This window comes from Brevibacterium pityocampae, from assembly GCF_039541555.1.
In the GTDB taxonomy this organism is placed as follows: domain Bacteria; phylum Actinomycetota; class Actinomycetes; order Actinomycetales; family Brevibacteriaceae; genus Brevibacterium; species Brevibacterium pityocampae.
This window is the reverse complement of the sequence record NZ_BAABGL010000035.1, coordinates 58,878-76,393: the sequence shown is the minus strand read 5'-3', so window position 1 is coordinate 76,393 and position 17,516 is coordinate 58,878. Positions and strand designations below refer to the sequence as shown.

The window sequence follows — 17,516 nt, the reverse complement described above, 5'->3', positions numbered from 1 at the left end:
CGGCGGCGACGGCGGCGCGCTGTCGCGGCGTCAGCGGAGTGAGTGCCAGGCGCTCACCGGCTCGGCGACCGGCGGCGCGGGCGGCGGCGATGACGGGATCGAGCCCATCAGCATGCGGAACGGGAGACGAGTCCTGATCGAGAGCAGGGCAGTCAAGCGCGGATGCGCGGGGAACGTCGATAACGACAGACATCGGAAGTCCTCAGATATGAGTATCTTCCGGTTCCCCGCCACGGTAGTTGGGCTGTTTGACCGGCTACTCATCCGGGAGCAGAACCCCGCGCTTCTAAGTCGCGGCCCCGGTGGGATCTTCTTGTCTGCAACCACTCTCCCACGAGTCGACTCACCATTGCAATGACGAGTTGACTCATGAGTCAGTCGCGACGCGGCTCTATGCGAATGAGGTCGGGGTCGAACTTCACGTGACCGGGCGCGATGGGCTCGATGGTCACAGTCACCAGCTCGTCCACGAGCATCCGGCGGCGGTCTATGTCCAACGCCTTCCACTTCGACTCGACAACCTCGCGACGCTCCGCGGTGCCGACCGCCTCCTCCACGTCTGCCAGCAGCTTCGCCGCCACGGATACCGAGCGGTCGAGCAGCTCCGCGTCGATCTCGTCGATGCGGACCTTCACGTCGTTGATCGCCGCGGTGATCTCCAGGACCGGCTGATGGATGTCGCGCAGCAGCGGGCTCAGCTCCTTCACCCGCTCGACCAGGGCGTTCCGTTCGGTCAGCAGTTCCTCGCGATCCGGCCCGGCGGCTTCCTGCGGCATCACGAGGTCGTGCACGTCCACGGACGACAGGCGCGTGAGCACCGCCTCGGTGACCATCGCATCGACGGGCTCGCGCTGGCGGGTGAGATGGAACTGCTCGCCGCAGCGATACGTCGGCTGCTTGCGGCTGTTCGTCCCCGAGACGAGCGTCGCGCCGCACTTCCCACAGAGGCCGATCGTGGACAGGAGGTACTTCGGCTGATTGCCCTGCCTCGCCGACCTCCGCACGTTGTCCTCCAGCTTCGCCACCGCGGCCCGCCACGTCTGCTCGCTGACGATGGGCGGGAACGCCTCGCCCTGCACCGGGTACAGCTCGCCGGATGCGTAGTGCTTGATGTAGCCACAGTAAAGCGGGTTCGCGAGCAGGTAGCGCACGGCATCGACGGAGAATTCCGAGCCGCGGGCGGTGAGGTGGCCAGCGCTGTTCAGGTCCTCCCGGATGCGACGGATCGACAGCGACGGCTCGCCGAGGAACGCGTCGAAGGCCCGCCGAACCGCGTCGGCCTCTTCCTCGATCAGCTCACCCTCCCTCGACCATCCGAACGCCTTCCAGGCGGACGTGGGGATGCCCTCGGCACGTCGGCGCTCGTTCGACCTGATCTGTCGCTCGGCCTTGCGTCGAGCCTCGAACCGGGCGAGAGCGGCGAGCATCGTCGCTCGGAACTCTCCGTCGGCCGTCGAGAGGTCGATCTCGCCGTCCACGGTGACGACGCGCAGGCCGAGGTCGATCAGCGTGTTCAGGTCCTTCGTGCTCCGCAGCAGTCGGTCCATGTCCACGGCGACGACCATCGAGAATCGACCTGCTCGGGCGTCGTCCAACATCTCGGCCCAGCGGGTGCCAGCTCGACGCTTCTTCGTCGCCGACACCGCGTTGTCCTCGTAGACCTCGACCACGTTCCAGTCCTTGGCCTCGGCCAATGCCCTGATCTTCCTCAGTTGTGTATCGACCGTCCAGCGGTCGCCTTTGCGGTCCATGGAGGCGCGGACGTAGGCCGCCACCTCGTTCGTCTTCCTCAGCGCTACCAGTTCGACCATGCAACCAAGCTTACGTGGACGAGTGTTGCAACCCCGACATGCGCTAGCGCATGTCGATGATTCCGGTGCCCACCTCGATCGCCGAGGTGCGCGCGGCGATCGCTCCGAGCAGCGGGATCGGGGACGCCGACTGGCGGACGAAGTGGTGGACGCGGAAGTACGCGCCGTTGACACCGATCTCATCGGCACCGACCGCGATCTCCACGGCGTCGCGAAGCATCGCCGCGGCGTCGGGGTCGCCGGGTCCGCGACCGTGCCCGTAGTGGCCGAAGCTGAGGAATCCGAAAGCCTTCATGCCCGTCCCAACATGGTTGCGAGTTCAACTATTCCGATCCATGAGATCGCTCGGATCGGTGTTCGCCCCGCACAGCACGACGGCGACCTTCTCCCCCGCTGCCGGCCGGTACCCGCCGGGCCTGAGGATGCCGGCGAGCGCTGTGCCCGCCGCATGTTCGACAGCGAGGCGGTACTCGTCCCACAGGAGCTGCCGGGCGTCGACGATCGCCTCGTCGGTCACGAGCACCGACACCGCGCCACCGGAGCGCGCCGCCTGCAGCGCCGTGTCGGAGATGCGGCGCGCACCCAGGGAATCCGCCGCTACCGACTCCACGGCCACATCGACGGGCCGGCCTGCGGCGAGGGCAGCGGACAGCGCGCGGCAGTGCTCCGGTTCGACCGCCACCGTGCGGACGCCGAGGTGCCGCGCCGCGGTCGCCACCCCGGCGAACAGCCCGCCTCCGCCGACCGCGACGACAACGGTGTCGAGATCGGGGACCTGCTCGTGCAGCTCCGCCATGAGCGTGCCGGCGCCGGCCGCGATGAGCCGGTGATCGTAGGCGTGGGACTGCAGGGCGCCGGACCGCGCGGCGAACTCCTGGCAGGCGACCTGCGCCTCGGCATATTCGTCTCCGATCTGCCGGACGTCCGCACCGTAACCGCGCAGGCGCTCGACCTTCACCGCAGGTGCGGTGGCAGGGAGGAACACCGTCGCATGGACTCCCTGTTCCCGGGCCGCCCAGGCGCAGGCCAGTCCGGCGTTCCCGCCGGAGGCGATCGTCACTCCTGCTGCGGGCAGGGTCCCGGATTCGAGGTGCGCCTGGATGAAGTTCTGCGCGCCGCGGGCCTTGAATGACCCGGTGTGCTGGAGGTGCTCGAGGGCGAGGTGGAGCTCGAACGGTGCGCCGTCGGCAACTCGGTGGTCGTCCGCTCGCGTCACCGCGAGCGGCCGCACGTGGGCGCCGATCCGGGCGCGCGCCGCGGTCACCTCCGCGAGGTCGAGTCCGCTCATCGTGCTGTCCCCTCTCGAACGTGCTCCCGGGTTCCATCCTGCCATCCGGCCCCGTGTCCGTGCCGCGTGCGAGGCTTGCGGCATGAACATCACCGCGCTCCTCATCACCGCAGTTCTCTTCCTCCTCGTCGGTGCCGCGCTCGGCTGGCTCATCGGTGCTGCACGCACCCGCAGCGGCTACGTCGGGCAGCTCGCCGAGGCGCGCACCGCCCAGCGCCTCCTCACCGACCGCACCGCCGCGCTCGAGGCCGACGCTCGGCTCGCCACCGAGCTCACCTCCGCCGTCGGTCCGCTCGCCGCCGGCGTCAAGAGCCTCCACACAGAGGTCGGCCGGCACGACCGCGAGCGGATCGAGCAGATCACCCGCCTGAGCACGCAGATCGCCGCGCTCACCGAGCAGAACCAGCGGTTGCAGGAGTCCACCGGGCGGCTGTCGACCGCCCTCCATTCGACGGTGGCCCGGGGGTCGTGGGGCGAGGTGCAGCTGCGCCGCATCGTCGAGTACTCCGGCATGCTCCCCCACGTCGACTTCGACACGCAGGTGAGCGTGAGCCGCGCCGGCGATGGTACGCGCGGCTCTCGTCCGGACCTCGTCGTGCACATCCCCGGCGGCGGCACGATCGTCGTCGACGCGAAGACGCCGCTCTCCGCCCGGCTGCGGTCCGGGGAGGAGGCGCCGGCCCAGGGGGCGGGCGACGACCATGCACGTGCCCTGCTCCGCCACGTCGACCAGCTCGCCTCCAAGGAGTACTGGGCGCTGTTCGACACGGCCCCGGAGTTCGTCGTGTGCTTCGTCCCCACCGACGGTCTGCTCTCCGAGGCCGCGGCCGCCTACCCGCAGCTCATCGACCGCGCGCTGGCGAAGAACGTCGTGCTTGCCTCCCCGTCGACGCTGCTCGTCCTCCTCAAGACCGTCGCGCTCAACTGGCGCCAGCACGAGATCAGCACTTCGGCGAAGGAGGTCATGCGGCTGGGCCGCGAGCTCTACGAGCGCACCGGTCTGCTCAGCGAGCGGCTCACCCGCCTGGGCGGGAGCCTCGACAAGGCCGTCGCGGAGTACAACGGGTTCATCGGCTCCTTCGAGTCCCGCTTCCTCGTCACCGCCCGGAAGTTCCCGGCCACCGGGGTCGTGCAGGACGAGCTCGCTGCATTCGATCAGCTCGACGGGCAGACCCGCGGGATCAGCGCCGCCGAACTCGCCTCTCCCCCGGAGCTGCGCGAGGGCGGTCCCAGCCGGGGTGGAGGTGATGCCCGGCGAAGCGCGTGATCGCAGGCGGAGCTCCGGGTGCGTGCCCGAGCGTTCAGTGGGCGGGGGCCCCGAGGTGTTCGCTCAGACAGGGCCGGTGCCGGTATCTGGGCCCGTGGGCGTGCGCCGGCGCCGGCACCGCATGAGAACGAACGCACCGGCCGCGAGGCCAGCGAGCACGACGGCCACGGCTCCGATCACCGCCATGATGCTCGGGGAGATCGCGAAGCCGGCCGCTCCGTCCTGCGCACCGGGGCCGGATCCGGCGCAAAGACGGGCTCCGGCGGCTGACCTTGACGTGATCACGCTATGAACCGGCGATGAATCGCAGATGATAAGCGGATGAGAACGTTCTCATCCGCGGTCGGAGGAGCCGGGACTCAGCGCAGCTCGTGGTCCCGGTCGGCGCCGTTCCTCTTGTTCGAGGTCTCCTGCCCGGCGGCCTTGAGATCCTTGCGGAGCTCGCGCGGGAGCGAGAACATCAGGTCCTCCTCCGCGGTGCGGATCTCCTCGACGGCGTCGAAGCCGTAGTCGGAGAGCAGGCGCAGGAGGTCCTGCACCAGGGTCTCCGGGACGCTCGCCCCGCTCGTCACACCGACAGTCGCGACGTCGTGGAACCAGGACTCGTCGACCTCGCGGGCGAAGTCGACGCGGTAGGCGGCCTTCGCCCCGTGCTCGAGCGCGACCTCGACGAGGCGCACCGAGTTCGAGGAGTTCGCCGAGCCCACGACGAGCACGAGGTCGGCGTCGGGGGCGACCTTCTTCACCGCGACCTGGCGGTTCTGGGTCGCGTAGCAGATGTCGTCGCTCGGCGGGTCCTGCAGGGAAGGGAACCGCTCGCGCAGGATGTTCACCGTCTCCATGGTCTCGTCGACGCTCAGGGTGGTCTGCGAGATCCACACGAGCTTCTCCGGGTTCTCCACCGTCACGGTGCGCGCCTCGGCGGGGTTCTGCACGAGGGTGATGTGCTCCGGCGCCTCGCCCATCGTGCCCTCGACCTCCTCGTGGCCGGCATGGCCGACGAGCAGGATCGAATAGCCGTCGCGGGCGAACCGGACCGCCTCGCGGTGGACCTTGGTGACGAGCGGGCAGGTCGCGTCGATCGTCGACAGGCCGAGCGCCTCGGCCTCCCGGTGGACCTGCGGGGACACGCCGTGGGCGGAGAACACGACGCGCTCGCCGGCGGGCACCTGGTCGGTCTCGTCGACGAAGATCGCCCCGCGGGCCGACAGCGTGTCGACGACATGGCGGTTGTGGACGATCTCCTTGCGGACGTAGACCGGGGCGCCGTAGTGGTCGAGCGCGCGCTCGACGGCGATGACGGCGCGGTCCACCCCGGCGCAGTAGCCGCGCGGGGCGGCGAGCAGCACCTTCTTCTCCACTCCCTCGGGGGACCGGATCTCGGAAGGCTCCAGCCGCTTGCGCGGCATGGCGGGCACGGGAACAGTCACGGTAGAAGTCACCCGACCAGTCTAGGGAAGGAACCTGAGCACCTCCACCGAGCCGACGCCGGGGCGGGTCCTGCGCGCGACGGGGCGAGCGGGCGCCCGTGTCCGTGCCGGGCACTAGACTCGGCGCAGACACCGAACGAGAGGGCAGGGAGATGGTGCAGAGGATCTCGGGCACCCCGGGGACGCTGGGCGCGGACGTGCCCCGCGAGCGGGCGCGGACCGCCGCGGAGACGAGCCCGGACAACCCCTGGCCGCTCAGCCTGCTCAGCCGCAACATCAAGACCTACATCGACCGGATGTCCGCCGTCTGGATCGAGGGACAGGTCATCGAGCTCAACCGCCGCGGCAAGGCGAGCTATCTCACACTGCGCGACGTCGACGAGGAGATGTCCCTGCCGGTGCAGGTGTGGAACTCCGTGCTCGAGCGGATCGACGCCCCGCTGTCGGAGGGCGCACGGGTGGTCGTCAACGTCAAGGCCGACTTCTGGCTCAAGGCCGGCCGGCTCACCATGCGCGCCAACGACATCAGGCCGGTCGGCCTCGGGGAGCTGCTCGCACGCCTCGAGAAGCTCCGCCGCCAGCTCGGCGCGGAGGGCCTGTTCGCTCCCGAGCGCAAGCAGCGCCTGCCGTTCCTGCCGAACCGGATCGGGCTCATCACCGGGCGCAACTCGGATGCGGAGAAGGACGTCATGCGCAATGCCGCGCTGCGCTGGCCGGCCGTCGCTTTCGAGGTCCGCACCGTCGCCGTGCAGGGGCCGGACGCCGTCCCGCAGGTGCGGGCGGCGCTCGCGGAGCTCGATGCCCTGCCGGAGGTCGACGTCATCGTCATCGCGCGCGGCGGCGGCAGCCTCGAGGATCTCCTCCCCTTCTCCAACGAGTCGCTCATCCGGGCGGTCGCGGAGGCTCGCACGCCGGTGGTGTCGGCGATCGGTCACGAGGCCGACCGGCCGATCCTCGACGAGGTCGCCGACCTCCGCGCCTCCACCCCGACGGACGCCGCGAAACGGATCGTGCCGGACATCCACGAGGAGCGGATGAACCTCCTCCAGGCCCGGGCAGCGCTCGACGGCGCGATCGACCGGCTGCTGCGCCGCGAGTCCGAGGCGCTCGCCGCGGTCCGCTCCCGGCCGGTGCTCGCCCACCCGGAGTCGATGATCGGCACCCGGGCCCAGGACGTCGAGGCGCTGCGCGCCCGCGCCTGGCAGTCCGGGAGTGCGGCGGTCCGCCACGCCTCGGCCCAGATCGAGCACCTGCGGACACAGGTGCGCTCCCTGTCCCCGCGCAACACGCTCGCCCGCGGCTACGCCGTCGTGCAGACCGCCGACGGTGCGGCCGTACGGTCCTCGGCGGAGCTCGCCGCCGGGCAGGCCGTGCGCGTCCGGGTCGCCGAGGGCGGCTTCGCGGCCCAGGTCACCGAGGTCCACCCCGAACCCGATCACCACACCGCAGCCCGTTCCGGCACAGGAGGAGAACCCGCATGAGCGAGACCACGACGAATACCCCGGACGCCGCGGGCGCGGGCTCCGCGGAGCCCGACATCGCGGACCTGAGCTACGAGGAGGCGCGGGCCGAGCTCGTCGCTGCCGTCACCCGTCTCGAAGCCGGCAACCTGCCGCTCGAGGAGTCGCTGCGGCTGTGGGAGCGCGGCGAGGCGCTCGCCGACCGCTGCCAGGCCTGGCTCGACGGCGCCCGCGAGAAGCTCGAGACCGCGAAGGCGAAGCGCGCCGACACCGAGGGCTGAGGACTCCGAGGACTGAGAGCGGTCCGCGCAAGCCGCCGCTCAGGCGCCCTCGACGATCTCCGTGGCGAAGCGGTCGTAGGTCTCCCAGGCGGCGGTGCCCTTGAGGACGACGGTCGTGCCGTCGACCTCGCCGACGAGCGCCTGGTCGCCGCGGGAGTTCTCATAGGCGGTGAAGGTCTGCCCGGCGATCTCGCGCGTGCCGGACTCGGACAGCTCGTCGGTCACCATCGAGCGCACCCAGTTGTCGTTGCCCTGCGACTGCCGCAGCGACATCCATTCGCGCTCCGGGCCCACCCAGGACACGTACCAGGTCTCCACGGCCGGGGTGCCCATGGGCTCGAGGTTCGCCTCGTTGCTCGTCCACCCCTCGGGGAGCGCGGGCACGGCGAGGGTGAAGTCGGCCGAGGTCTGGGCGGACTCCGCCATCCCGACGTAGTCGACCTCTCGGGTGAGCTCCATCTCCGGACGCGGCACGAAAGCGAACGCGACGAGGACCGCGGCCAGGCAGACGCCGAGCGCGATCACCATGTTCACCCAGTTGGACGACATCCGGATGCGCCGCATCTCCTCGCGCGAACCGGGCTGCACCGGGACTCTTCCTGTGTCACTCACCCGGCCATTGTCCCGTGTCGCGGGCACCGGTCCAAACCGGGGAGCCACCGAACCGATGCCGGGGCGGTGGTTGCCCGGCCCGCGCGGGTGGCACAATGAGCCTATGAGTGAGACGACGCCGTCAGAGACCCCAGCCCAGACCGAGAAGGCGCACCACGGCGGAGGCCGTGCCGAGACCCCGCCCGTCGCGGTCACCGACTCCTGGACCCAGAAGCTCCGGGACGCCGAGGGCGGGCCCGACCGCAACCTCGCCCTCGAGCTCGTCCGCGTCACCGAGGCCGCGGCGATCGCCGCCGCCCCGTGGGTGGGGCGCGGCGACAAGCTCGCCGCCGACGGCGCCGCCGTCGCCGCGATGCGCAACGTCATCTCCACCGTCCGGATGGACGGCACCGTCGTCATCGGCGAGGGTGAGAAGGACGAGGCGCCGATGCTCTTCAACGGCGAGTCCGTGGGCGATCGCCAGGGGCCCAAGTGCGACGTCGCCGTCGACCCGATCGACGGCACCACGCTCACCGCCAAGGGCATGCCCAACGCGATCTCCGTCATGGCGGTGAGCGAGGGCGGCGCGATGTACGACCCGTCCGCCGTGTTCTACATGGAGAAGCTCGTCACCGGCCCCGAGGCCGCCGACGCCATCGACCTGCGCCTGCCGGTGGCGGAGAACATCCGCCGGGTGGCCAAGGCCAAGGGCCAGCGCACCGACATGTCCTCGGTCACCGTCGTCATCCTCGACCGCCCGCGCCACGCGCAGCTCATCGACGAGGTGCGGCAGGCCGGCGCCCGCATCCGCCTCATCAGCGACGGCGACGTCGCCGGGGCGATCGCCGCGTGCCGCCCCGGTTCGGGCATCGACATGCTCATGGGCATCGGCGGCACCCCCGAGGGCATCATCACCGCGTGCGCGATCAAGGCGCTCGGCGGCGTGATCCAGGGCCGCCTGTGGCCGCAGTCGGACGAGGAGCGGGAGAACGCGGAGGCCGCCGGCCTCGAGCTCGGCGCCGTGCTCAACACTGATGACCTCGTGACCGGCGACAACACGTACTTCGTCGCCACCGGCATCACCGAGGGCGACCTCATCGAGGGTGTGCGCTACGAAGGACGGCGGGTGCTCACCCACTCGCTCGTCATGCGCTCGAAGTCCGGCACCGTGCGCAACGTCTACGCCGAGCACCAGCTCGAGAAGACCCACTCCTACGTCGAAGCCGCGGAGGAGGCCGCGCGCCGTGGCCTCGTCTGATCCGCGATCCGGCTCCCCGGAACGGGCAGCGCCCGGATCCGCGAGCGCACCGCAGCAGGCGCAGACCCCCTCGGAGGTCTACCGGCGCCTCATGGACGGCAACCAGCGGTTCGTCGACGGCACCCCGGCGCACCCCAACCAGGACGCCTCCCGCCGCGAGGCGCTGACCGCTGCACAGGCCCCCTTCGCCACCCTGTTCGGGTGCGCGGACTCCCGCGTCGCCGCGGAGATGATCTTCGACGTCGGGCTGGGCGAGATGTTCGTCGTCCGCACCGCCGGCCAGGTCGCGGACTCGGTGACGATCGGCAGCCTCGAGTACGGCGTCGAGGTGCTCGGCACCCCGCTGCTCATCGTGCTCGGACACGACAGCTGCGGGGCGATCACGGCCGCGCTGAATTCCTTCGCCACCGGTGACATGCCCGAGGGCTTCATCTCCGACGTCGTGTCCAAGCTGCTCCCCTCGGTGGTCCGCGCGACCGGCGCGGGGCGCGGCGACGTCCAGGGCACCGTCGTGCAGAACACCATCGACACCGTGCGCCGTCTCCCCCAGCGCTCGGCGATCCTGCGGCAGGCCGTCGAGGACGGCCGCCTCGTCATCGCCGGGCTGACCTACCGGCTCGCCGACGGCCGGGTCAACCTCGTCGCGAAGCTCGATGCGAGCGGCGTCACCGAGACGCCGCAGGCCGACTCCGCCCCCGAACCCGCCGCCTGATCCGACCGCCGCCCACACCCCCGACCCCTGAGGCGCGGGCCCGCAGCCCGCATCACGACACCAGCAAGGAGCTGAGAAGAAGCATGAGCGAAGAATTCCGCATCGAGCACGACACCATGGGCGAGGTCAAGGTCCCCTCCCAGGCCCTCTACCGGGCGCAGACGCAGCGCGCCGTCGAGAACTTCCCGATCTCCGGCTCGACGCTCGAGAGCGCCCACATCGCCGCGCTGGCCCAGGTCAAGAAGGCCGCGGCGCGCGCGAACGAGGAGCTCGAGGTCCTCGATGCCGCCCGCTCGAAGGCGATCCAGGCCGCCGCGGACTCCGTCATCGCCGGCGAGCACGACGGGGAGTTCCCGATCGACGTGTTCCAGACCGGTTCCGGCACCTCCTCGAACATGAACACCAACGAGGTGCTCGCCACCCTGGCCACCCGTGCGCTCGAGGGCGAGGGCATCGAGGTCCACCCCAACGACCACGTCAACGCCTCGCAGTCCTCGAACGACGTGTTCCCGACCTCGGTCCACGTGGCCGTGACCTCGGCGCTCGTCCACGACCTCACGCCCGCGATGGAGCACCTCGCCACGTCGCTGGAGAAGAAGGCGAAGGAGTTCGAGAACGTCGTCAAGTCCGGCCGCACCCACCTCATGGACGCCACCCCGGTGACGCTCGGCCAGGAGTTCGGCGGCTACGCCGCGCAGGTCCGCTACGGCATCGAGCGGATCCGGGCCTCGCTCCCCCGCGTCGCCGAGGTCCCCCAGGGCGGCACCGCAGTAGGCACCGGCATCAACACCCCGGCCGGCTTCTCCTCCCGCGTCGTCGAGCTCCTCGCCGAGCAGACCGGCCTGCCGATCACCGAGGCGCGCAACCACTTCGAGGCGCAGGCCAACCGCGACGGCCTCGTCGAGGTGTCCGGCCAGCTCCGCACGATCGCCTACAGCTACATGAAGATCAACAACGACCTGCGCTGGATGGGATCGGGCCCGAACACCGGCCTGGGCGAGCTCCACATCCCCGACCTCCAGCCCGGCTCGTCGATCATGCCCGGCAAGGTCAACCCGGTGATCTGCGAGGCCGCGATCCAGGCCGCCGCCCAGGTCATCGGCAACGACACCACGGTCGCCCTGTCCTCGACGAACGGCGCCTTCGAGCTCAACGTGGGCATCCCGGTGATGGCGAAGAACCTCCTCGAGTCGATCCGCCTCATCGCGAACGTCTCCACCGTCATGGCCGACAAGATGATCGACGGGCTCACCGCGAACGAGGAGCGCTGCCGCTTCCTCGCCGAGGCCTCGCCCTCGATCGTCACCCCGCTCAACAAGGTCATCGGCTACGAGGCGGCGGCGAAGATCGCCAAGCACGCGGTGAACAGCAAGATGACCGTCAAGGAGGCGACGATCGACCTCGGCTTCGTCGAGGACGGCTCGATCACCGAGGCCGACCTCGACAAGGCCCTCGACGTCACCACGATGATCGGCGACTACAGGTAGAACCGACGCCCACGGCGTCACCGTCGTCGAGCGGTCGCTTCCCTCCGGCCTCCTGCCCCGGAACGCCAGGGAAGCGACCGCTCGATGCTGTTCGACAGGAGACGAGCGATGCGCGAGCTCGCTGCTCGCCTGCGCGCCGCGCATGCGGAGGCGACGATGACCGGCTGGGACTTCTCCCGCCTCGACGGTCGGCTGCGCGCCGACGACCCGCCGTGGGACTTCGAGGCCGACTGCCGCACCGCGCTGGGCGCGTCCCGAACCGCAGCGGACCTCGGGACCGGCGGCGGCGAGCGGCTCCTCGCCCTCCTCGCCGGCCTGCCGACGGGGAGGGCGCCGGCAGAGCCCGGGCAGCAGCGGCCCACCGTGACCGCGACCGAGGGGTGGGAGCCGAATCTGCCCGTCGCCCGGGCCGCCCTCGCCCCGGCCGGGGTGGAGGTGCTCGCCTACGACTCCGAGGCCGGTGACCGGCTGCCGTTCCCCGACGCCTCGCTCGACCTCGTCATGGCCCGGCACGAATCCTTCGCCGCGACCGAGGTCGCCCGCTGCCTGCGCCCGGGCGGCATGCTGCTCACCCAGCAGGTCGACGGCACCGAGGCCGGGGAGCTGCGCGAGTGGTTCGGCGGCGCGCCGCTCCACGCGGAGGTGCGCCTGCCGATCATGGTCGCGGAGCTCGCCGCCGCCGGGCTCACGGTGGACCGCGCCGAGGACTGGGCGGGCACGATGGAGTTCCGCGACGCCGAGGCGCTCGTCGAGTACCTCGGGCTCGTCCCCTGGGACGTCCCGGGCTTCGCCGTCGACGACCACCTCGAGACCCTCGTCCGGCTCGACGCCGCCCCGATCCAGGTGACGCAGAAGCGCTTCCGGGTGACGGCCCACCGGCCGCCTGCCTACCATGGGGCATGACCCTGCATCCGCACCTCGTCCCGCTCTCCGCCCTGCTCGGGGTGTGGCGCGGGCCCGGCCACGGCGAGTACCCGACGATCGACTCCTTCGACTACACCGAGGAGCTGACCTTCACCGACGTAGGGAAGCCGTTCCTCGCCTACCGACAGCGCACCTGGGCGCCCGACGGCCGGCCGCTCCACACCGAGACCGGGTTCCTCCGCTCCCCCGGTGAGGGGCGCATCGAGATCGTCCTCGCCCAGCCCACCGGGCAGACCGAGCTCGCCGAGGGCACGCTCGCCGCACACGACGACGGCTTCGAGATCCGCCTGCGCTCCCGGGTGGTCAACTCCGCGAGCGCGAAGCCCGTGAAGACGACCGAGCGGGTCTACCGGCTCTCCGGCGACGTGCTCGCCGTGGACTTCGCGATGGCCGCGGTGGGCCTGCCGCTCACCCACCACCTCGCCGCGCGGCTCGAGCGGGCCCCGGCAGAGCCCTGAGCCTCCGCTGCGCACCCGCACCGGGTCAGTGCATGTCGTACTCCTCGAGGACGCTCGTGACGAGGGCCGCGATCGCCGAGCGCTCGGAGCGGGTGAGGGTGATGTGGGCGAACAGCTGGTGCCCCTTGAGCTTCTCGATCACCGCGGCGACGCCGTCGTGGCGGCTCACCCGCAGATTGTCGCGCTGGGCGACGTCGTGGGTGAGGACCACGCGCGAGTTCTGCCCGAGGCGCGAGAGCACCGTGAGCAGCACATTGCGCTCGAGCGACTGCGCCTCGTCGACGATGACGTAGGCGTCGTGGAGGGAGCGGCCGCGGATGTGGGTGAGCGGCAGCACCTCGAGCAGCCCGCGGTGGACGACCTCGTCGATGACGTTCTTCGACACGAGGGCTCCGAGGGTGTCGAACACCGCCTCCGCCCACGGGTTCATCTTCTCGCCCTCGGAACCGGGCAGGTAGCCGAGGTTCTGCCCGCCGACGGCATAGAGCGGCCGGAACACCATGATCTTCTCCTGCGTCCGGTCCTCGAGCACGGCCTGCAGGCCGGCCATGAGCGCGAGTGCGGACTTCCCGGTGCCCGCCCGCCCGCCGAGGGACACGATGCCGATGTCCTGATCGGTGAGGAGATCGATCGCGATCCGCTGCTCGGCGGAGCGCCCGTGCACGCCGAACACATCCCGGTCCCCGCGCACGAGCTTGATCCGGTTCGGCCCCACGACCCGGCCCAGCCCGGAACCGCGCGGCGAGCTCAGCACGAGCCCGGTGTTGACGATCTCCCCGGCGACGGCCTCGGTCTCGAGGTGCCCGGTGTCGAACAGCGTCTTCATCTCCGCCTCGTCGAGCGCCGCCTCGGACAGGCCGGTGAAGCCGGAGTCGATCGCGAGCTCGGCGAGGTACTCCTCGGCGCGCAGGCCGAGCGCGGAGGCCTTGACGCGCATCGGGATGTCCTTCGTCACGACGATGACGGCGTCGCCCTCGGCCTGGAGGTTGCGGGCGACGGCGAGGATGCGGGTGTCGTTCTCCCCGCGGTCGAATGCCACCGGCATGCCCGAGGAGTCCACGTGGTTGATCTCGACCCGCAGCGATCCGCCCTCCTCGCCGAGCGGCAGCGACTCGTCGAGACGACCGAACTCCTGCCGGAACTCGTCGAGCATGTTGAGCGCCTTGCGGGCGGCGAAGCCGAGCTCCGGGTGGTGGCGCTTGCCCTCGAGCTCGCTGACGACGATGAGCGGGATCACCACCTCGTGCTCGGCGAAGCGGTACACCGCGTTCGGATCCGACAGCAGCACCGAAGTGTCGAGGACGTAGGTGGTGCGGGATGATGCGGTCATGCTGGGCTCCCCTGTGCATCGTCTGCCGAGGCGCCCGTTCCCTGTCCTTCCCCGACGAGATGTGCACCCCGGGTTGGTGTCGGCCAACTGCTCCTCAACCTACCCGCGGCTCCCGGTCGCGACCGGCGGCGCGCCGGACCGGCGTGTGACAGCAGGATGAACAGCGGCTGAATCGCAGCGCCGGCATCTTCCCTCGGGTGCGGCTAGCGCCCGTAGCGGCGGTTGCGCTGCCCGTAGGAGCGCACGGCGCGGAGGAAGTCGGTGCGCCGGAAGTCGGGCCAGTAGGCCTCGCAGAAGTAGAACTCGGAGTACGCGGACTGCCACATGAGGAACCCGGACAGGCGCTGCTCGCCGGAGGTGCGGATGATGAGGTCCGGGTCCGGCTGCCCCCGGGTGTAGAGGTGCTCGGAGATGCAGGCCTCGCTCAGGCTCTCGAGCGCCTCGTCGAGCGTGGCTCCGGCGGCCCGCTCCTCGGTGAGCCAGCTGCGCACCGCGTCGACGACCTCCTGCCGACCGCCGTAGCCCACCGCGACGTTGACGGTGAGGAGCTTGGCGGTGGGCTCGCCGGAGGCGGAGCGCTGCTGGGCGCCGATGAGCTGGGAGCGCAGCGGCTCGGGGATCATCCCCAGGTCACCGACGAGCTGCACCGAGGCGGTCTCCCGGTCGGCGATGTCCGAGGCCATCCGGGCGATGATGTCGGTGAGCGCCGCGACCTCCTCGGCGGGCCGGGCGAGGTTCTCCTTCGAGAGCACATAGAGCGTGACGACCTCGACGCCGATCTCCTCGCACCAGCCGAGGAACTCGAGGATCCGCCCGGCGCCCATCCGGTGGCCGTGCTCGGTGGTCGTGCCGAACTCCTTGGCCCAGCGCCGGTTGCCGTCGGTGATGATCCCGACATGGCGCGGCACCTGCTCGCCGGGGGCGATCCTGCGCACGATGCGGTGGTCGTAGAGTCGGTAGAGCGCCGACTGCAGAGTTCCTTTCACGCGCATGGTCCTCAGCGTACCCGGCCCGCGCGGGAGCGGCATGCGGCGCCCGATAGAATCGGTGGCATGGATTCCCCCGTCACCCGGCCGCCCGAACCCCCCTCCGAGGCACCCGCCGGCGGCGGCAGCTTCTACGGCAGCCGGCGCGGCCGCGCGATCCGCCTCGAGCTCAGTCGGCTGGCCGGGCAGATCAGGCCCTCGTGGCGCGGCTGGATCCACGCCGGGGCGTTCCCGCTCGCCGTGATCGGCGGGCTCGCACTCATCATCCTCTCCCCCACCATCGCCTCGCGCATGGCCGCGGCGGTGTTCACCGTCACCGGCATGATGCTGTTCGGCACCTCGGCCGTCTACCACCGCGGGCGCTGGCGGATGCGGGTGCGGCTGCTCCTGCGCCGCCTCGACCACGCGAACATCTTCCTCATCATCGCCGGCACCTACACGCCGCTCGCCGTCCTCATGCTCGATCGCGGCGCGGCCACCGTGCTGCTGAGCATCATGTGGATCGGTGCGATCCTCGGGGTGATCTTCCGGATCGTGTGGACGACCGCCCCGCGCTGGCTGTTCGTCCCCGTCTACGTCGGGATCGGGGTCACCGGGGTCGGCCACCTGCCCCAGATCTGGCAGGAGAACCCCGCGGTCGCGATCCTCGTCATCGTCGGCGGCGCGCTCTACATCGCCGGTGCGGTGATCTACGGCATCAAGCGGCCCGACCCCGCCCCGCGGGTGTTCGGGTACCACGAGATCTTCCACACCCTCACGGTGCTCGGCTTCGGCTGCCATCTCGCCGCCCTGCTCGTCGGCGCGGTGACGACGAACCCCGAGCTCTGAGCCGGGCGGTCCGGCTCAGGTGCGAGGCGGGGTGTCCCCGGCATCCGTGTCCGCGACATCCGAGTCGGGTCCGACGGCATCGCCCTGCCCGTCGTGGCCGTGGTTGAGGGGCTGGTTCTCCTCGCCCGGACGCCGCATCGGGATCGGGTAGCGGTCGACCGCGTGGTCCTTGGCGCGCACGCGGCGCACGCGCTTGAGCGCGTCGCGGATGAGGAAGATGGCCGCGACCACGATGAAGAACGTCACGAGGAAGCCGATGGTGCCCGGGGTGACGAGCACCGGGTCCGGGTACTCGATGTCCTCGGTGGGCGCCGGCGACTGGGCCAGCGCGATGAGTGCGGCGTTCATCCCTCGTCCTCTCGGGCACCCTGGCCCAGGGGTCCGGTGTCGGGCACTCGCCGCCCTGAGTCGTCGATCACGCCGGCGAACAGATCCGATTCGACGAACTCCTGTGCGCCGTCGAGCGGGTCCCGTCCGGTGAAGTCGAGGGCGAGCTCGAACTCCTCCGAGGTCCAGTACTTCTTCGAGGCCTCACGGGCCCCGGTGAAGAACCCGCCCTCCGGATCGATCTGGGTGGCGTGGGCGAGCAGCGCACGGTCGCGCTGCTCGAAGTGCTCGCGGCACTCGATCCGGGTCGACAGCCAGGTGCGACGCGTGTCCGCCCGCTCCCGGTAGCGCTCGAGCATCTCGCCGAACGGCGATTCGAGCCCGTCGGCGAGCATCCGCTCGTGGATGATGAGCCATTTCGTCGGGGAGAGGTCCTGGTTGTAGTAGACCTTCTGCACCTGCCAGGGCTCGCCGAGCTCCGGGTTGTCCTCCGGGTGGGCGGCGGATTCGACTGCCGCCATCGTCACCTCGTGGGTCTTGATGTGGTCCGGGTGCGGGTAGCCCCCGAGCTCGTCGTAGGTGGTGACGACGTGCGGCCGGAAGCTGCGGATGAGGTGCACGAGCGGACGTGCAGCGACCGCGGTGGGGGTCCGGTAGAAGCAGCCGTGCGGGGTCTCGACGGCCGGGTCGCCCTCGGGCAGCCCGGAGTCGACGAAGCCGATCCAGCGGTGCTCGGCGCCGAGCTCGGCGGCCGCGCGGGCCATCTCGTCGCGGCGCAGCCCGGCGATGTCGCGGGCGGCCTGCGGACTCTGGAGCAGCGCCGGGTTGAGGATGTCCCCGGCCTCCCCGCCGGTCATCGTCGCGATCATCACCCGCGCCCCGCGCTCGGCGTAGAGGGCGGTCGTCGCCGCCCCCTTGGAGGATTCGTCGTCGGGGTGAGCGTGCACCGCCAGCAGACGCAGTCCGTGGTAGGGCAGTGACTCCGAGGACGGGTGACTCATGGGTGGCGGTACCTCTCGACACGGGCCCACCGGGTCCGCGCCGCGGGGGCGGGCTCTCCGGTGGGACGACAATTCGA

18 protein-coding genes are annotated in these 17,516 nt (G+C 70.9%); 9 read left to right on the top strand and 9 right to left on the bottom strand.

Going from position 1 to position 17,516, the window contains the following annotated elements; all coding sequences use genetic code 11:
- Positions 1-374 precede the first annotated feature (374 nt).
- From ABD883_RS12905 to ABD883_RS12895, 3 genes are read right to left on the bottom strand one after another with little or no spacing between them, the layout of a single operon-like run.
- Positions 375-1,811, bottom strand: a complete 1,437-nt coding sequence (locus ABD883_RS12905; RefSeq protein ID WP_345032609.1) for a recombinase family protein — start codon at positions 1,809-1,811, stop codon at positions 375-377.
- A 43-nt stretch (positions 1,812-1,854) separates the two neighbouring features.
- Positions 1,855-2,106: an LLM class flavin-dependent oxidoreductase gene (locus ABD883_RS12900; RefSeq protein WP_295690413.1), complete on the bottom strand. Its 252-nt coding sequence runs from the start codon at positions 2,104-2,106 to the stop codon at positions 1,855-1,857.
- Between the two features lie 24 nt (positions 2,107-2,130).
- Positions 2,131-3,099 carry a threonine/serine dehydratase gene (locus tag ABD883_RS12895; protein ID WP_295690410.1) on the bottom strand — a complete coding sequence of 323 codons (969 nt, stop codon included), beginning with the start codon at positions 3,097-3,099 and terminating at the stop codon, positions 2,131-2,133.
- A gap of 82 nt (positions 3,100-3,181) precedes the next feature.
- On the opposite strand from ABD883_RS12895, the gene ABD883_RS12890 reads away from it, so the two are divergent.
- Positions 3,182-4,366, top strand: a complete 1,185-nt coding sequence (locus ABD883_RS12890) for a DNA recombination protein RmuC (protein WP_295690408.1) — start codon at positions 3,182-3,184, stop codon at positions 4,364-4,366.
- A 359-nt stretch (positions 4,367-4,725) separates the two neighbouring features.
- Here ABD883_RS12890 and ABD883_RS12885 read toward each other — a convergent pair whose 3' ends face one another.
- Positions 4,726-5,784 (bottom strand): 4-hydroxy-3-methylbut-2-enyl diphosphate reductase, encoded by a 1,059-nt coding sequence (locus ABD883_RS12885; protein WP_247618911.1) that lies wholly within the window; start codon positions 5,782-5,784, stop codon positions 4,726-4,728.
- Positions 5,785-5,948: 164 nt separating this feature from the next.
- Here ABD883_RS12885 and xseA point away from each other — a divergent pair, with 164 nt between their 5' ends.
- Positions 5,949-7,277: an exodeoxyribonuclease VII large subunit gene (xseA, locus tag ABD883_RS12880; RefSeq protein WP_295690405.1), complete on the top strand. Its 1,329-nt coding sequence runs from the start codon at positions 5,949-5,951 to the stop codon at positions 7,275-7,277.
- Positions 7,274-7,537, top strand: coding sequence for an exodeoxyribonuclease VII small subunit (locus tag ABD883_RS12875; protein ID WP_247618867.1), 264 nt, complete (start codon positions 7,274-7,276; stop codon positions 7,535-7,537). Before xseA ends, ABD883_RS12875 begins: the two co-directional genes overlap by 4 nt.
- A 39-nt stretch (positions 7,538-7,576) precedes the next feature.
- Here ABD883_RS12875 and ABD883_RS12870 read toward each other — a convergent pair whose 3' ends face one another.
- A complete protein-coding gene (locus tag ABD883_RS12870) occupies positions 7,577-8,149 on the bottom strand; it encodes a DUF4245 domain-containing protein (RefSeq protein ID WP_137319251.1) in 573 nt (190 codons plus the stop codon).
- 103 nt (positions 8,150-8,252) lie between these two features.
- Here ABD883_RS12870 and glpX point away from each other — a divergent pair, with 103 nt between their 5' ends.
- The 5 genes from glpX (at position 8,253) to ABD883_RS12845 (ending at position 12,967) form a co-directional block, all read left to right on the top strand.
- Positions 8,253-9,386, top strand: coding sequence for a class II fructose-bisphosphatase (gene glpX, locus ABD883_RS12865; RefSeq protein ID WP_137319250.1), 1,134 nt, complete (start codon positions 8,253-8,255; stop codon positions 9,384-9,386).
- The gene (locus tag ABD883_RS12860) at positions 9,373-10,098 is read left to right on the top strand and encodes a carbonic anhydrase (protein ID WP_366938855.1); all 726 of its coding nucleotides are present in this window, start codon (positions 9,373-9,375) and stop codon (positions 10,096-10,098) included. The genes glpX and ABD883_RS12860 overlap by 14 nt, the downstream gene beginning before the upstream one ends.
- A gap of 83 nt (positions 10,099-10,181) precedes the next feature.
- Entirely contained in the window at positions 10,182-11,585 is a 1,404-nt protein-coding gene (locus ABD883_RS12855; protein WP_295690275.1) for a class II fumarate hydratase, read from the top strand.
- 108 nt (positions 11,586-11,693) lie between these two features.
- Positions 11,694-12,488 (top strand): class I SAM-dependent methyltransferase, encoded by a 795-nt coding sequence (locus ABD883_RS12850; protein WP_295690276.1) that lies wholly within the window; start codon positions 11,694-11,696, stop codon positions 12,486-12,488.
- Positions 12,485-12,967, top strand: coding sequence for a heme-binding beta-barrel domain-containing protein (locus ABD883_RS12845; RefSeq protein ID WP_247618871.1), 483 nt, complete (start codon positions 12,485-12,487; stop codon positions 12,965-12,967). The genes ABD883_RS12850 and ABD883_RS12845 overlap by 4 nt, the downstream gene beginning before the upstream one ends.
- Before the next feature lie 25 nt (positions 12,968-12,992).
- On the opposite strand, the gene phoH2 is transcribed toward ABD883_RS12845, so the two are convergent.
- Positions 12,993-14,297 (bottom strand): RNA 5'-3' helicase PhoH2, encoded by a 1,305-nt coding sequence (gene phoH2, locus ABD883_RS12840; RefSeq protein ID WP_247618872.1) that lies wholly within the window; start codon positions 14,295-14,297, stop codon positions 12,993-12,995.
- A 203-nt stretch (positions 14,298-14,500) separates the two neighbouring features.
- Positions 14,501-15,289 carry a polyprenyl diphosphate synthase gene (gene uppS / locus ABD883_RS12835; protein ID WP_137319245.1) on the bottom strand — a complete coding sequence of 263 codons (789 nt, stop codon included), beginning with the start codon at positions 15,287-15,289 and terminating at the stop codon, positions 14,501-14,503.
- 60 nt (positions 15,290-15,349) lie between these two features.
- Here uppS and trhA point away from each other — a divergent pair, with 60 nt between their 5' ends.
- Positions 15,350-16,111: a PAQR family membrane homeostasis protein TrhA gene (trhA, locus tag ABD883_RS12830; RefSeq protein ID WP_265808482.1), complete on the top strand. Its 762-nt coding sequence runs from the start codon at positions 15,350-15,352 to the stop codon at positions 16,109-16,111.
- A gap of 15 nt (positions 16,112-16,126) precedes the next feature.
- Here trhA and ABD883_RS12825 read toward each other — a convergent pair whose 3' ends face one another.
- Positions 16,127-16,459 (bottom strand): hypothetical protein, encoded by a 333-nt coding sequence (locus tag ABD883_RS12825; RefSeq protein ID WP_247618875.1) that lies wholly within the window; start codon positions 16,457-16,459, stop codon positions 16,127-16,129.
- A complete protein-coding gene (gene mca, locus ABD883_RS12820) occupies positions 16,456-17,439 on the bottom strand; it encodes a mycothiol conjugate amidase Mca (protein ID WP_247618876.1) in 984 nt (327 codons plus the stop codon). The genes ABD883_RS12825 and mca overlap by 4 nt, the downstream gene beginning before the upstream one ends.
- Positions 17,440-17,516: the final 77 nt, after the last annotated feature.

Bases quoted from the DNA above. Each gene is read 5' to 3' on its own strand.
- ABD883_RS12825 (WP_247618875.1), bottom strand. From the start codon at position 16,459: ATGAACGCCGCACTCATCGCGCTGGCCCAGTCGCCGGCGCCCACCGAG.
- mca (WP_247618876.1), bottom strand. From the start codon at position 17,439: ATGAGTCACCCGTCCTCGGAGTCACTGCCCTACCACGGACTGCGTCTG.
- ABD883_RS12855 (WP_295690275.1), top strand. From the start codon at position 10,182: ATGAGCGAAGAATTCCGCATCGAGCACGACACCATGGGCGAGGTCAAG.
- ABD883_RS12895 (WP_295690410.1), bottom strand. From the start codon at position 3,099: ATGAGCGGACTCGACCTCGCGGAGGTGACCGCGGCGCGCGCCCGGATC.
- ABD883_RS12890 (WP_295690408.1), top strand. From the start codon at position 3,182: ATGAACATCACCGCGCTCCTCATCACCGCAGTTCTCTTCCTCCTCGTC.
- trhA (WP_265808482.1), top strand. From the start codon at position 15,350: ATGGATTCCCCCGTCACCCGGCCGCCCGAACCCCCCTCCGAGGCACCC.
- uppS (WP_137319245.1), bottom strand. From the start codon at position 15,289: ATGCGCGTGAAAGGAACTCTGCAGTCGGCGCTCTACCGACTCTACGAC.
- ABD883_RS12900 (WP_295690413.1), bottom strand. From the start codon at position 2,106: ATGAAGGCTTTCGGATTCCTCAGCTTCGGCCACTACGGGCACGGTCGC.
- ABD883_RS12905 (WP_345032609.1), bottom strand. From the start codon at position 1,811: ATGGTCGAACTGGTAGCGCTGAGGAAGACGAACGAGGTGGCGGCCTAC.
- glpX (WP_137319250.1), top strand. From the start codon at position 8,253: ATGAGTGAGACGACGCCGTCAGAGACCCCAGCCCAGACCGAGAAGGCG.
- ABD883_RS12850 (WP_295690276.1), top strand. From the start codon at position 11,694: ATGCGCGAGCTCGCTGCTCGCCTGCGCGCCGCGCATGCGGAGGCGACG.
- phoH2 (WP_247618872.1), bottom strand. From the start codon at position 14,297: ATGACCGCATCATCCCGCACCACCTACGTCCTCGACACTTCGGTGCTG.
- ABD883_RS12845 (WP_247618871.1), top strand. From the start codon at position 12,485: ATGACCCTGCATCCGCACCTCGTCCCGCTCTCCGCCCTGCTCGGGGTG.
- xseA (WP_295690405.1), top strand. From the start codon at position 5,949: ATGGTGCAGAGGATCTCGGGCACCCCGGGGACGCTGGGCGCGGACGTG.
- ABD883_RS12875 (WP_247618867.1), top strand. From the start codon at position 7,274: ATGAGCGAGACCACGACGAATACCCCGGACGCCGCGGGCGCGGGCTCC.